General features: G+C 70.2%; 14 protein-coding genes and 1 pseudogene. 7 read left to right on the top strand and 8 right to left on the bottom strand.

What is annotated here, in order from left to right; all coding sequences use genetic code 11:
• Positions 1–429: 429 nt before the first annotated feature.
• The 4 genes from ACFYWG_RS23445 to ACFYWG_RS23430 all read right to left on the bottom strand — a co-directional run bounded on the left by ACFYWG_RS23445 (position 430) and on the right by ACFYWG_RS23430 (position 3,801).
• Complete coding sequence (locus tag ACFYWG_RS23445; RefSeq protein WP_389203301.1) at positions 430–1,398, bottom strand: ankyrin repeat domain-containing protein; 969 nt, start codon at positions 1,396–1,398, stop codon at positions 430–432.
• A gap of 59 nt (positions 1,399–1,457) precedes the next feature.
• Entirely contained in the window at positions 1,458–1,877 is a 420-nt protein-coding gene (locus ACFYWG_RS23440; protein ID WP_389203299.1) for a hypothetical protein, read from the bottom strand.
• A gap of 375 nt (positions 1,878–2,252) precedes the next feature.
• Positions 2,253–2,831: a TetR/AcrR family transcriptional regulator gene (locus ACFYWG_RS23435; protein WP_389203297.1), complete on the bottom strand. Its 579-nt coding sequence runs from the start codon at positions 2,829–2,831 to the stop codon at positions 2,253–2,255.
• 79 nt (positions 2,832–2,910) lie between these two features.
• A complete protein-coding gene (locus ACFYWG_RS23430; RefSeq protein WP_389203295.1) occupies positions 2,911–3,801 on the bottom strand; it encodes an SDR family NAD(P)-dependent oxidoreductase in 891 nt (296 codons plus the stop codon).
• Between the two features lie 622 nt (positions 3,802–4,423).
• On the opposite strand from ACFYWG_RS23430, the gene ACFYWG_RS23425 reads away from it, so the two are divergent.
• Entirely contained in the window at positions 4,424–4,930 is a 507-nt protein-coding gene (locus tag ACFYWG_RS23425) for a GNAT family N-acetyltransferase (protein ID WP_376323988.1), read from the top strand.
• A gap of 12 nt (positions 4,931–4,942) precedes the next feature.
• Positions 4,943–5,112 (top strand): annotated as a pseudogene (locus tag ACFYWG_RS23420) (IS5/IS1182 family transposase); the annotation flags it as partial.
• 35 nt (positions 5,113–5,147) lie between these two features.
• Here the strand turns inward: ACFYWG_RS23420 and ACFYWG_RS23415 are convergent.
• Positions 5,148–5,648: a PaaI family thioesterase gene (locus tag ACFYWG_RS23415; protein ID WP_389203293.1), complete on the bottom strand. Its 501-nt coding sequence runs from the start codon at positions 5,646–5,648 to the stop codon at positions 5,148–5,150.
• A 93-nt stretch (positions 5,649–5,741) separates the two neighbouring features.
• On the opposite strand from ACFYWG_RS23415, the gene ACFYWG_RS23410 reads away from it, so the two are divergent.
• Together ACFYWG_RS23410 and ACFYWG_RS23405 are read left to right on the top strand one after the other, a co-directional pair.
• The gene (locus ACFYWG_RS23410; RefSeq protein WP_389203291.1) at positions 5,742–6,209 is read left to right on the top strand and encodes a winged helix-turn-helix transcriptional regulator; all 468 of its coding nucleotides are present in this window, start codon (positions 5,742–5,744) and stop codon (positions 6,207–6,209) included.
• Positions 6,210–6,598: 389 nt separating this feature from the next.
• Entirely contained in the window at positions 6,599–6,907 is a 309-nt protein-coding gene (locus tag ACFYWG_RS23405) for a hypothetical protein (RefSeq protein ID WP_383498605.1), read from the top strand.
• Between the two features lie 80 nt (positions 6,908–6,987).
• On the opposite strand, the gene ACFYWG_RS23400 is transcribed toward ACFYWG_RS23405, so the two are convergent.
• Entirely contained in the window at positions 6,988–7,296 is a 309-nt protein-coding gene (locus tag ACFYWG_RS23400) for a hypothetical protein (protein ID WP_389203288.1), read from the bottom strand.
• Positions 7,297–7,423: 127 nt separating this feature from the next.
• Entirely contained in the window at positions 7,424–7,918 is a 495-nt protein-coding gene (locus tag ACFYWG_RS23395) for a hypothetical protein (protein WP_389203286.1), read from the bottom strand.
• A gap of 992 nt (positions 7,919–8,910) precedes the next feature.
• Here ACFYWG_RS23395 and ACFYWG_RS23390 point away from each other — a divergent pair.
• Complete coding sequence (locus ACFYWG_RS23390) at positions 8,911–9,198, top strand: hypothetical protein (protein WP_385415074.1); 288 nt, start codon at positions 8,911–8,913, stop codon at positions 9,196–9,198.
• 1,024 nt (positions 9,199–10,222) lie between these two features.
• On the top strand, positions 10,223–11,650 hold the full coding sequence (locus ACFYWG_RS23385; protein WP_383498619.1) for a hypothetical protein: 1,428 nt from the start codon (positions 10,223–10,225) through the stop codon (positions 11,648–11,650).
• 136 nt (positions 11,651–11,786) lie between these two features.
• Here the strand turns inward: ACFYWG_RS23385 and ACFYWG_RS23380 are convergent, their stop codons facing one another.
• Positions 11,787–12,806, bottom strand: a complete 1,020-nt coding sequence (locus ACFYWG_RS23380; protein WP_385415071.1) for an aldo/keto reductase — start codon at positions 12,804–12,806, stop codon at positions 11,787–11,789.
• Positions 12,807–12,958: 152 nt separating this feature from the next.
• On the opposite strand from ACFYWG_RS23380, the gene ACFYWG_RS23375 reads away from it, so the two are divergent.
• The gene (locus ACFYWG_RS23375) at positions 12,959–13,582 is read left to right on the top strand and encodes a TetR/AcrR family transcriptional regulator (protein ID WP_383498625.1); all 624 of its coding nucleotides are present in this window, start codon (positions 12,959–12,961) and stop codon (positions 13,580–13,582) included.
• The last annotated feature ends 11 nt before the right edge of the window (positions 13,583–13,593 follow it).

The following is a 13,593-nucleotide window of genomic DNA, read 5'->3' as shown; positions in this document are numbered from 1 at the left end:
GACGCCTGTCGTCCTGACCAACTCCCGGGAGCCCCGTAGGGGCCCGGGCCGGTAGGGGCCCGTCACGTTCACCGGCAGGCCGTCCCGGCCTCTGGAGGCGTGGCCCCCGGGGGCATCGGTCCACGTCGGCCAGTTCGTCCTCGTCGGGATGCGGGCGGTCTCCCGCATCGTGCGCAGGGCCGCCGCCGCGGCGACCGCGACCGGGTCGGTCGCGGTGTGGATCCGCTGGCATCTCCTCGCCTCGGCACGCCAGCCGCCGACACGACCAGTGCTCGCGTCCCGGCGCGCTGCGGATCCCCGGCCAGCCGCTGCACCGCCTGCGCCGGGGTCGGGAAAGGGCCGCGCACGCCCGCACGGCCGGGACGGTGGGCGTCCGGGGCGCGGCCGCCCACGACCGTCATGACAGCTCCGTCATGACAGCTCCTGACGTCACAGATTCCAGTAGTCGCCGCGGGGCAGTTCGACCCACGCATCAGGCGGCCCGGTGACCGCGCGCCGGTCGGCAAGACGAAGGCCTGCGAAGGCGCAGGCGTAGGCGACGGGTTCGAGGTGGTAGAGGTAGGAGGCGAGGACCTGCTCGGCGGTGTCGTCCTCCTCCGGTCCCCCGCCGGGGTGCAGGTCTGAGCCCTCGATGATTCCGTGCCGGGCGATGCTGCCCTGGTTGCCGCTCTTGGGATTGGCGTAGAGGCCGTAGCAGACGGTGCCCGCGGACAGCCGGGCCAGCACGCCCGGCATCTGCGGCGCGTATCCCCACGGCTGGGTGACGACGCAGCCGCCCGGCACGGACGTCACCCCGACGATCTGCAGGCTGTCGTCCATGTCGTAGGCGTACGGCTCCTCCAGCAGCTCGTCCAGCATCTGAAGGAGGCCGTCGTCCACCACCGGCGTCGCCTCAAGACGGCGCACCGCCTCGCCCGCGTCGATACCCGCCACGCAAGCCAGGCCCATGCCCTCGTCGTAGAACTCACCCAGCGCCGCGGTGAGCCGGTGGGCCTCCTGCGCGGCCGCCCGCTCGATGGCGCTCAGGGACACCCCGTCCGGCACCGGAAAGAGATCGGGCGTCGGTCCGGCCAGGCTCAGCCGCCCCGGCGACCAGCCGCCGAGCAGCGGCCGCCAGGGGTCGGCCCCGGCAGCAGCGAGCGCTCGCGCGTTGGCCGCCTTCCGCGACAGGACGGCTTCCCACAGGGCCGTCACCCCGTCCTCCAGCGCGTCCACGTCCGCCACCCGGCAGGCCAGTTCCGCAACCGCCTCCGGGGAGCCGAACACCGCTGCCCGGTGCAGGGGCCGGCTTCCGTTCCAGCTCTCCGGATCAGCTCCCCGCTCCAGGCGCCGACGGATCTCGCCCGCATCCGACCAGTCCCAGCCCATGCCCGCCCAACCGTTCCCCGCTACCGCCACTGCTCCTCCTCGGAACACCTCGCACCGGCACGAGCGACCCGTGCGCTCCGTTTCGTGGGTCAGACGGCGGCGGTGAGGGCTCGACGCAGTGACTCGGTGTCGCTGTAGGCGATCCGGGCCGACCACAGGCCCTGCTCGAAGCGGACGATCCACGGGCCGCTGATGGTCAGTTGGTCGATCTGGCGCAGCACGCTCCAGACGGGGTCTGCGGCCTCGCCGTCGCCGTGCGGGTCGGCGGTCCAAGACGTGTCCGGCTCGGCGGGGCGCCCGTCCGACGCCCACCTCCTCCACGCGTCGTCTTCGGTGACCTGGTCGAGGGCGGCCAGGATCGCGTCCAGGTCGGCAGGAGGCAGCGCCGCGACGAACCGGGTGATCCGGGTGGCCGGGCCGGCGAGTGTGCGCGAGAGGGTGAAGCCTCGGCTGTTCACCTCGACGCGGTAGCGGCGCATGGCCGGTGTGGGGTCCAGGCGGGCGCCCATGTCTGCTCTCCGTTCGCTGTGTTCAGGGCTGAGGCTATCGGCCGGCGCGGTCGGCGAGCGCAAGGCTGCCTTCGACTTCACCGTCGAGGAACTGCACACGTACGCGTGATCGGCGAATCCCGACGTCACTCCTCGCGTCAACAGCCCTGCGGTCCAGCCCTGATCGACGGCAGTTGCCGGCCTCTCGCCTTCGGCATGGCTCATGGACTGGCGCTGATCAGTCCGGAGTTGAAGACGGCGGTACAACGCCGGCCACCAAGGCGACCGACTTCACCGTAGCGTGATCCATGCTCATGTAATCGTGGCTCGTGTGCAGTTCAGGTCCCGTGCGTGTGCACGTCCGGGGTTCCGCCGGTGCACCCGGGAGCGGGTCGCTTACGCGCTCGGTGGTGTCGTGCGCAAGCCTTCGAGGAGGGCGGCGAGGTAGCGGTGTGCGGTGTCGACCCGGTCGGCGGGGGCGCCGCCGTGGACACTCACGGCGTGGGCGATGCCGCACATGAGCGGGACGAGGTCGGCGGCGGTGAGGTCGGGGCGGACCACTCCGGCATCGCGGGCACGGGCGAGGAGGGTGGCACCGGCCGACGCGATCGACTCCTTGAGTTCCGTGGTGCGAGGCACGGCGTTCGTGGCCGCGGCGGCGACGGGGGGCAGGGCGGCGTCGGTGACCTGCGCCTCGACGGTGTGGAAGAGGAAGCCTGTGAGGCTTCGCCAGGGGTCGGCATCGGTCAGCGCCTGCCGGCCGTGGGCGGCGAGAGCCTCCAGGCATGGGGCGGCGACGGTCTCCAGCAGCGCGTCGGGCGTGGCGAAGTGCCGGTAGACGGTGCCGACCCCCAGTCCGGCCCGGCGTGCGACGTCGTTGAGCTGCAGGGGCGTGCCCTCGTCGACCAGGTCGCGGGCGACGGAGACGATCCGCTGCCAGTTGCGGGCCGCGTCCTTGCGTAGAGGCGTCGTCATGGGGCCCATGCTAATCGGATGGCTCATCCGGATAGTTCCGCCGCCCGCCCGGTGGCCGCCCCGCCGCGCGTATGACGCGTCAGGCGAGGGCGAGCGGGGCGTGCCGTTCGCTGAGTCGGCGTACGGCTTCGGCGACGCGGGGGTCGGCCGCCGCGCGGTGCGGGGCGACCGGGTGCGCCTGGGCACCGATGACGAGGCCGGTTCGGCCGGTCAGTGCGTCGGAGGTGGCGGCCGTGATGGAGGGCCTGGCTGCCGCGGATGCCGGACCCGAGGTCGAGCGTTCGAATGTGCGGCGCACCAGGGGCCACAGCAGTCGCAGGGCGGGCGAGACGATCTTCGGATCGGTCATGGTGCCGTTGGTCATGTCGGTCGCGGCCCCTCCGGGGTCGGCGGCGAAGACGGAGACGCCCGTGCCGTCCAGCCGCGCTGCCAGGTCCAGGGTGTAGGCCAGGTTGGCGAGCTTGGCGCGACCGTACCAGTGGAAGCCGTAGTAGCCGCCCGGCGGCTCGATGGCGTCGAACACCCGCTTGGCCAGGGCGACTGCGCCCGACGTCACGTTCACGATCCTGCTCGGCGCACCGGCCGTGAGAGTGGGTAGCAGCAGTTCGGTCAGCAGGTAGGGCGAGAGGTGGTTGACGACGAACGACGCCTCGACACCGCCCCGGGTCTGGCGCTCGGCGAACATCGCCCCGACGTTGTTGACCAGCACCGTCAGCGGTTCCTCCGAGGCGGCGTGGTCGGCCGCGATCCTGCGGGCGAGCGCACGCACCTGGTCGAGCGAGGCGAGGTCCGCGGACAAGAAGCGGGCCGGGTGCAACGGGCCCGTCGCGTTGATCCGCTCGAGGGCCTCGGCTCCCCGTTCGGCGTCGCGCCCGATCACCGTGACGGCGAACCCGGCGACGGCCAGCCCCAACGCCGTCTCCAGGCCGATGCCCCCTGTTCCGGCCGTGATCACTGCTGTCTTCTTCATGCGCTCCTCCACCCCGGGCAGCAAATCGGATAGATCATCCGCTTAGCCTCGGACGGTAGCACACAATACGGATGAGCTATCCGGTTGAGGCGGCGCACCGGCGGTCCGCCCGCCGGCAGGAGCCTGGGGAATCGCTGGTCTGTCGACAGGCAGGACATGACGCTGCGAAGGAGCCGTGTCACATGACGGTCGACGTGAAGCACGCGGCTGGTCGCCCCGGGCCCGCCGTCTGCAGGGGACCACCGCCGGCGGCCGGCACCGAAGGAGTGCCGCGCCGGTCACCTGAAGTACACCGGCCGCAGCACCCCCCTCTCCCAGGCCGCCGGCCGCGCCCTCACCGAGCAGTTGGTCATCGATGTCGCCCGGGAAGCTGCCGGACGGTGACGACACCCCGTCGGGACCACCGGCGTCCGCACCGACATCGACGTCGCCCCGGTGCCCGCCTTCGGCGAATGAAGGGCAAGTGCCGCGTCAGGCAGGGTCGTCGCGTTGTGACCGCCGGCATTGGTGCGAGGCCGGCCGGTCGATGCGGGCTCCCTGCGCCACGCAGCCACGCCGGTGGACCGTCACCTGGGACGCTTAATCAGTGGGTGCCATCCGGCGTGCCGTGGAGAATGCGTCCATGCCCATTCGAGCCGTGCGCCTGGACGAACTGCCCGTCCTCCGAGACATCGAGAGGGCCGCCGGGCAGTGCTTCCGAGATGTCGGCATGCCGGAAATCGCCGAGGATGAGCCGCTCTCGCTCGATGAGCTCGCCCGATACCACCACACGGGGCTGGCCTGGGTCGTGACCGACGACGTCGACGCCCCGATCGCCTACCTGATCGCCGACCGCGTCGACGGCAACCTGCACGTCGAGCAGGTCTCGGTGCACCCCGACAGCGCGCGTCGCGGTGTCGGCCGGCTACTGCTGGACCATCTGGCGGACCACGCCAGAAGCGAGGGGGCGCCGGCCCTGACTCTCACCACGTTCACCCAAGTCCCTTGGAACGCCCCCTACTACGCCCGCTGTGGCTTTCAACTCGTGGACCGCAACAAGCTCACTCCCGGCCTACGGAAGATCCGCGAACGCGAGGCAGCACACGGCCTGGACCGGTGGCCGCGGGCCTGCATGCGCCGCGCGCTGTGACCCCGCAATGCCGTCCAACAGCACTCCGACGCCGTCGGCGCCGTCGATTGGACCGTGGCATGCGTCGACTCCACGACCGTGCGGGCCCACCAACACACGGCCGGGGCGCGAGAAGGGGGCTCTGGCCGGGCGAGGCGATCGGCCGGTCCCGCGGCGGGCTGATCACGAAGATCCACCTGGCCGGCGGCACACGCGACACCCTGCGAAGCGCCCGGGCTCACCGCCCGGAGTCAGGCACCGGGAAGAGCAAGCAGCTACTGGTGGCGTGGGCGAGCAGACGGTCCTTCGCGTCGAGCAACTGCGCCTGCGCAAAAGCGGTCTGCCGGCCCTGGTTGATCACGGTGCCGATGGCGCGCACCGTGCCCGTCTCCACGGTGATGCGGCGCAGGAACTTCACCGTCAGGTCGAGTGAGGTGTACGCCATGCCCTGCGGGAGGACGCTCTGCACCGCGCATCCCGCGGCCGAGTCGAGCAGGGTGGCGAAGATGCCGCCGTGCACACTGCCGATCGGATTGTAGTGCTCCTCCCCCGGCGTCAGGCTGAAGACGGCCCTGCCCGGTTCCACCTCGTCCAGGCTGAAGTCGACGGTGCGACTGACGGGCGGTCCGGGAAGCCGTCCCTCCTGCAGCAGGCGCAGGAAGTCGATGCCGGCCATGCGTCCGGCGGCCTCCGCCAGGATCGCGGGATCCTCCCATTGGTACGTGCGTATTCGCCCCACGGCCCTGTGCCTTCCCCTCTGACTTTTGCAAGTGAAGCTAGCCTCCCACTCGCCTGACTGTCAATGACGAAGTCAGGGCTCTACGATGGAGGGATGGAGTGGCTTGAGGCGAGCACGGAGAACTGCCCCGTCCAGCGCACGCTCGACGTGGTCGGCGAGAAGTGGACGTTGCTGATCCTGCGGGACGCCGTCAACGGAGTCCGCCGGTTCGACGACTTCCACCGCCACATCGGCCTGTCGGAGGCCGTGCTGAGCGACCGCCTCCGCAAGCTGATCGCGGCCGGCGTCCTGGAGACCGTCCCGTACCGGGAGCCGGGCACCCGCTCCCGCAACGAGTACCGGCTGACCCGCAAGGGCTGGGACCTGTGGCCCGTGCTGATGGCCCTGAGCCAGTGGGGCGAGAGATACGCCCTCGACGACGAGGGCCCGGTACTGGACGTCCGCCACACCGCATGCGGCACGCCGGTCCGCGTCGTCGTCGAGTGCTCCGAGGGACATTCCGCCCTCACTTCCAGGGACGTGACCGCCCGGCTGGGGCCCGGCGCCCGGCCCCGGGGGTGAATCACCGGCACCGGGGCCCGGCCGCGAGGCCTCGCCCGCCTTCCCTCTCCACCGGTCCGCTCCGACCGGAGGGCCGATCAGGTCACGATCACTTCCCGCCGAGGGCGGCCTGCCCCGACTCCTCCCGCCCCACGGCAGCCGCCCCCGCCTGCGAAGGTCGGGCCGCACTCGTATCCGCCCCGTCAAGCACGGGCGGCAGTGGTGGGGGGATCCCGCATGACGACGATCGGGGCGGAGATCGCCAGTGCGCGGTAGCGGCCGCCTTGGAGGGCAGCTGACGCGCTGCGTGCCCGGTGCAGGGGTCCGATGGCGGCAGGGCGGAATGCAGCGTCGGGGAACATCCGGAGTGCACAGGGGAGGCGGCAGCAGGGGTGGGCACTCGGGACGGCATGGACGACAACGACAGGCAGCAGATCGACGACCAGCAGCGCGGGACAGTGGAACGGCTGGTGAGGGCATGGCTGGCCGAGACCGAGCATCACGATCACGACGCCGCCGGCGAGGCCCGTGCCGGTTGGGAACAGGGCTCCCTCCCCGAACCGGCCGCACAAGACCTGGCCACGTGGGTCACCGCACGCGTCACGGACACGGCGTTCAACGAGGATGAGGGCCCGCACGTCGAAAGCGACGTGCGGATCACACCGGCGGACAAGGACACCGTGCACCGCTGGCTGCGGTCGCAGGGACACTCAGTCTGACCGACCGCGGCGACGGCGACCCAACCGCACACTCGGAGGCCGGTCACTCCCCCTCCCGGCGTCCGGCTCCCGCAGTGTCCTCATCCGTTGACGCCGGCGATGACGCGGTAGGCGACGTACAGCCCGTACAGGGCCAGCAGCAGTCCGAGGAAACGGGTCCAGGCGGGCAGGGTGCGGCGGCGGTGGGTTCTCCACATGCGGTTGATGCGTACGCCGGCGGACAGGGCGCCGAGCGCGGCGATGGCGGTGAAGAGCCAGAACAGGATGGGGCGTTCGCTTGCGGGTGCGTGCTGCACTCCTGCGTTGCCGATGATGAGCAGCAGGTAGGGGGCGATGTACTGAGCCGGGCCGAAGGTCCGTACGGGCTTCGCACTTTCGGTGTGTGTCATGAGGGGATGCCTCCGCGGTGTGTCGAGGGTCGGCATGGGTGCGCCCCACGGCAGGGGGACTGACCGTGGGGCGCAGGTGAGGGTTTCTCAGCCCCCGGGGAAGGGCTTCATCGGGTGATCAGGGAGGTCACAGGATGAGGTCGATGATCCATTCGATGGCGGTCTTCGCGGAGATCGCGCCTCCCAGGGTCAGGGTCTTCTTGACCCAGCCGGGGAGGGAGCTCCACTTCTCCTTGAAGTAGCCCTTGCCCTTCTTCGCCCAGTCGGTCAGCTTCTTCTGCCAGGAGTCGGGCAGGGCCTTGAAAGCCTTCTTCAGAGCCTTCTTCTTCAGCTTGTCCAGGAAGCCCTTGGCGGCGAAGCCGTCACCGCTGACGGCGGTGAGGGCCTCCTGCTTGGTGAGGCCTTCTTCCTTCAGCAGCTCCTGGCCCTCAGGAGTGTCGAGGTAGTCGGCCCAGGCTCCGGGCGTGGAGAGGTCGAATGCCGGGTCGATGTCCTCGGCGACGGAAGTGGCAGGGGCCGTCTCCCGGTGGGTGGTGGCCTGGGCCGCCGTGGTGCCGGCGACACCGAGGGTGAGGGCGGCCAAGGCCGAGATCGCACCCATGCGCAGGTGGCGACGATTCACTATCGTGTTCCTTTGGGTAAGACGGTGCGGGCGCTGCCTGCCGGTGCACTGATGGCCTGGAAACCGTGTGCGTCGGAGAAGGGGCGGTGCCCGCACCCCCGGCTGTTCGGTGCCGGGGCGGGAAAGAACCTAACCCTGTGTTGATCATGAGTTCCAGCTCTTGGAACGCTTATGCCCGGAAACGTTCGCTTCTGCCGGGCGGACACACGGGGGAATGTTCACAAGTCCGGCGGGCATTCACGGACGTTGTGGCGCAAATCGCGCGGTGTATGGCGTGAACCGGACTGGCCACTACCGCCACCCCGAAATCTCAGATTCCGCTCAACTCGCCTGCGGGTGGGCGGCCTTACTCATAGGGAACAGCGCCGGCTTCCGAGAAAACGTCACACCCGTGAGGCCTGAAAGGGCTACGACCGGACTCCTTTCGTTCGACCTGCTTACGGCTTCTCGGGGCGGTCGCCGGTGGTGCGTAGTTCGTCGGCGGCGCGAGCCAGGGGTCTTCGGCGGCGGCCTGACGTAGGGCGGCGCCGCGCGGCAAGGGAGGACAGGGCGGCGGGGGCTGTGAGTTGGTGGGTGAGCAGGTGGGCGGCTTCGCGGGGGCGGCCGAGTCGGGGGCGCCACCTCAGGACCCGAGGCCGCCACCCACCTGGCCTGCCGGGCCCGAGGAGCCCCAGCGATGACCTACAGCCCTCAATCTCGCCCTTCCCGCCGAGGCGGGGGTGCTCCGCTGCTCGGAAGGTCTACGCATCGCGCACCGCAGTGCCGCCTCCGACCAGGAGCCCGGGGCGCGGCGGCGGGCTGCCGTCCCGGCCACTCCGGCAAACGATGGCACCAGAAAGCGGTTCGGCCGCGCCACTTGATGGACACGCTCACCCGCTCCGGGCGCGAGTGCAGGAAGTGTTTCGACCGGAACACCTCACAGATCGGTGTCCGTACGACACGTGCGCGGTGTGATGAACTTGCCACTGATCACCAGTGAGGCAGGGGGACAGATGACGTCGGACGCAGACCAACTCCGCAAGGACGGGCACCTGATCGAGAAGTGGGCCGTCGGGTGGATGCTGCTGTCCCTGGTGCTGTGGGCGTGGTTCGGCTACCGGTTCCTGCTGGACGACGACCGAGGACGTTTCGAACCGGCCGTAGGAGCCCGGGCGTTGGTGGGCATACTGGCGCTGGCGGTCATCCCGACGATCATCACGGCGGCGACCCTGGTGTACGCCCGGGTCCTGTTCCGCCTGGCCAGCCGGACTACGGGACAGAAGGCGGGTGACGGATCCTGATGCTGCTCCGCGCGAGGTGATGCCTTGCATGCCTGAACTACCGATCAGCCCTCCGACCTGGGCGAAAGTCCTCATCCCCTGAATAGCCCGGGTTCTCACGCACGGAGTTCCCCTTCGAGCGCGAGCACCCACTGGCGACCGTCCGGGCGAGCGGAGGGCGGTGGGCGCCAGGTGGCGGAAGACGTCGATCATGCTCCCGTCCTCGACCAGTTGGTCGCTGCCCGAGCCGATGCGCGCTGCACCCGGTCGATGATCCGACGTTGCCTCCCGGGTGGGCGGCGCAGCTGACGGTCGATGGATACCGCACCTTCGCCGGCCGGTGGGCAGACGGCCTCATCGCCGTCCGCCCGGCCAACGGAACGGCGCTGCCCCGAGGGTTCCCCGAAGCGGCCCGCCGCCTGCCGGGCGACACGGCCGTGGAGTGTGCGGACGTGGAGTGGATCCACCGTCTCGACCGGTACCGACTGTTCGCCTGGACGGCCACGAGCGACGGCCACGGGCGTACGGGCCCAGCGCCTCGATCTGGAGGACAAGCGGTACGAGCCGCTCCAGCACTTCACGCTCATGGACTGCAACCCCCGCCGGCGAGTTGATCCTCGTGCACCGCACCCAGCACCTGCTGCTCCGCACCCCCTGCCGCACCTCCCTCGCGACCTCGGCCAGGCAGTGGAGGACGTCCTGCGCTCCTTCGCGAAGGAACGCACCGCCCTCTCGATGCGCCTCCGGCAGCGGTGGTGGCGATCGTCGTTCCGGGCGGGAAGTGCATGGTCGTGTTCCTGCCATCGGCAGCACAGCAGCGAAGTTACAGAACGAGCCAATGAATGGCTAGATGTATCGCGCGTAACGTTCATGTGACGCCACTGTTTTGACGCTCATCGTGCCTGGTCAGAAACGTTTCCGCTGTTGATTTTCCCCAGCCTCGAAGCCCCGCGCCCACCTTCCTCCGTCATACATCTTCCGCACGGCATCACTGACTTGTATCTTCCGCTACCAACCCGAGCACCCCCTTCGAAACGGAGCCCTCATGAACTCCCGCCCCTCACTCAGAGTCGGGCTCACGGCAGCGTCCCTGCTGGCCGTGGTCCTGCCGATGACCGTCCCCCAGTCCGCTCAGGCCGCCGCCAACCGCATCCGTCTGGGCAGCTCCGCCGACGTCAGCCGCAGCTCCTGGAACGGGCCGGCGTTCACGATGAACGGCGCGGGCGCTGTCGTACCGGCCTCCATGACCCGGGCCCTGAACGACATCCGCGCGAACACCGGCACCCTGGACGTGGTCGTCCTGGCCGGTTCCTCCCCCACCTCGGGCAGCAAGACCCCGGAGTGCGACACGATCATGGGCCTGACCGGCGTCAACTCCTGTACGACGTGGACGCTCACCGCCGCGAACGACGGCAACAACAGCCAGGTGAACACCGACATCCGCAACGCCGAGTTCGTCTACTTCGCGGGCGGCGACCAGTGCAGGTACGCGGCCTGGAAGGGCACCGCGCTCGAAGCGTCCGTCGAGTCCGTCGTGGCCAAGGGCGGCGGCGCCGGCGGCGGCAGCGCCGGCCACCACATCAACAGCCCGGTGGTGTACGACGCCTGCAACGGCAGCGTCACCAGCACCGAGGCGCTCGCCAACCCCTACGACCGTGCCATCTCGTTCACGACGGGCATGTTCCAGTGGGCCGACTACGCGGGCGTCGTCAACGACTCCCACTTCGTCGCCCGCGACCGGATGGGACGGACGATGGCCTTCCTCGCCCGGGCCGTGAAGGACGGCCTCACCACCGGTGGCGCGGCCTGGGGTGTCGGCGTCGAGGAGGGCGGAGGCTCCCTCTACATCGACCGCAACGGCATGGGCACCCAGTACGGCAAGGACGCCTACGTGGTCCTGGCCGACCACCAGCCCGAACAGGCTGTCGACCGCAAGCCGTTGACCTACTCGGGCTTCAAGATCTGGCGGCTGACGCCGGGCACCACCTTCGACTTCCGCAACCGTCCGACGTGCGGCTACTACCTGCGCAGTGTCACCAACGGGGTTCCCGATTCCAGCCTGTACAACGGGACGCCGGTCACGAACTGCGGCGCGCAGAGCGGCACCGCGCTGACCGAGAGCGAGCCCAACGACACCCGCGACACCGCCGACGACGCCACCGCGCTCTCCTCCCCGGCGACGATCACCGGCAGCATGGGGTCCAGCAGCGACCGGGACCACTTCAAGGTCGGCCTGGCGTCCGGGGAGACCGCCACGCTGCAGTGCGACGTGCCCGCCGCCTACGACGCGGACGTCTACTGGCTCGACTCCGCCGGCAGCACGCTGGAACGCTCCGTGAACGACGGCGCCGGGACCGACGAGGCGCTCACCTTCACCCGTACGGCGTCGGGGGCGGGAACGTACTACCTCGACGTCGAGGCCTACAGCGGGTCCGGTACGTCCGCGTACACCTGCACGCTGTCGAGGAGCTGAGGGCACGCGGGCGGCGGGGCGCGGTCCCCGCTCGCCCGCGGCTCAGCGGCGGATGAGCCCGAAGCGAGTTCACCGGCCGGCTCGGCGGGACGGGCCGGCAGGTGGCCGAAGCGTCGGATGCGGAGCGTGGGGGCGCTCAGCGTCGCCGCAGCGACGGGTCGAGCAGCGCGGGCGGAGTGTCGTTCTTCTCGTGGGCGGCGAGGTCGGTGCCGGGGGCGACGACGGCGTCGATCGCGTCGAGTACGTCGGCGGAGAGCTCGGTGTCCGCGGCGGCGAGCTGCGCGTGCAGGTGGTCCAGCGTGCGGGGGCCGATGAGGGCGCTGGTCACGCCGGGGTGCGCGGTCACGAAGCCGAGCGCGAGCTGGATCATCGTCAGGCCGGCGTCGTCGGCGATCGCGGCCAGACGTTCGACGGCGTCGAGCCTGGCCCGGTTGGGGGGAAGGGTGGTGTCGAAGCGTTGCGGCATGAAGGTCGAGCGGCTGGTGGTGATGTCCCTGCCCTCGCGGATCGCCCCCGACAGCCAGCCCGAGGCCAGCGGGCTCCATACGAGCGTGCCGAGCCCGTACTGCTCGGTGACGGGCAGCACGTGGGTCTCGATGCCGCGCTGCAGGATCGAATAGCTGGGCTGTTCTGTGACGTAACGGCTCAAGCGGTGCTCGCGCGCGGCCCATTGGGCCTGCACGATGCGGTACGCCGGGAAGGTCGAGGAGCCGAAGTAGCGGATCTTTCCCGCGCGCTGCAGGTCGGTCAACGCCGACAGGGTCTCCTCGTCGCTGGTGTTCGGATCCCAGCGGTGGATCTGGTAGAGATCGACATGGTCGACGCCGAGGCGCCGCAGGCTGTTCTCCAGCGCGGTGACCAGCCAGCGGCGCGAGCTGCCCCGGCGGTTGCGCTCGTCGCCCATCGGCATGGTCGCCTTCGTGGCCAGCACGACGTCGTCGCGGCGGCCCGCGACGGCCTTGCCGACCATCTCCTCCGATTCGCCGCCGCTGTACACGTCGGCGGTGTCGATCAGGTTGATCCCCGCGTCCAGGGCGGCGTCGACGATGGCGGTGACCTCCTCCTGGGTGGTGCGGCCGATCCTTCCGAAGTTCATCGCGCCGAGCGCGAGGGTGCTGACGTGCACACCGGTGCGGCCCAAGGTGCGGTACTGCATGACCGTATCTCCTCGTCGGGGGTGAAGCGTGGTGCACTGCATGGCTGGTTGCCGGGCCCGGACTCTGACATCATGAGCAAAGCGGAACCTCGTTCCGGAACGATACGGAACACTGTTCCGTTTTTGCAAGCGGTGAGTGGAAGGAGCACGCGGTGAGCCGCAGTGGCGAGGACGCAGGACCGGCGGCCCCGGCTGGGCGGAAGGACGCCCGACGCAACAAGGAAGCCCTGCTCGACGCGGCCGCCGCGGTCTTCGTCGCGTCAGGCGTGGACGCGCCCGTACGCGACATCGCGGCCAAGGCCGGCGTGGGGCTGGGCACGATCTACCGCCACTTCCCGACGCGAGCGGACCTCGTCATCGGGGTCTACCGGCATCAGGTCGACGCCTGCGCCGAGGCCGGTCCGGCCCTGCTGGCGACCCATTCTCCGCACACAGCCCTGGGGAAGTGGATCAACCTCTTCGTCGACTTCCTGGTGACCAAGCACGGGCTCGCCTCCGCGCTGCAAGCCGACAACGCCGGGTCCGAGGCGCTGCACGCCTACTTCCTCGATCGCCTTCTCCCCGTCTGCACCGAACTGCTGGAAGCCGCAGCCGTCGCCGGCGAGATCCGCCCCGACATCGACGCGTACCAGCTCATGCGGGGTGTCGGTAACCTCTGCATCGGCGCGGACAGCGATCCCCGCTACGACGCGCGCCGCATGACCGAACTCCTCATCGCAGGGCTGCGCCGACCCCACCCGACACATTCCGACCGCGCACTCGGCAGCGGAACCTAGGCTGGGGCCCC

The organism is Streptomyces sp. NPDC003456 (assembly GCF_042878735.1).
Lineage (GTDB): Bacteria > Actinomycetota > Actinomycetes > Streptomycetales > Streptomycetaceae > Streptomyces.
The sequence above is the reverse complement of the archived record's forward strand: the minus strand, read 5'-3'. Positions and strand labels throughout refer to the sequence as shown.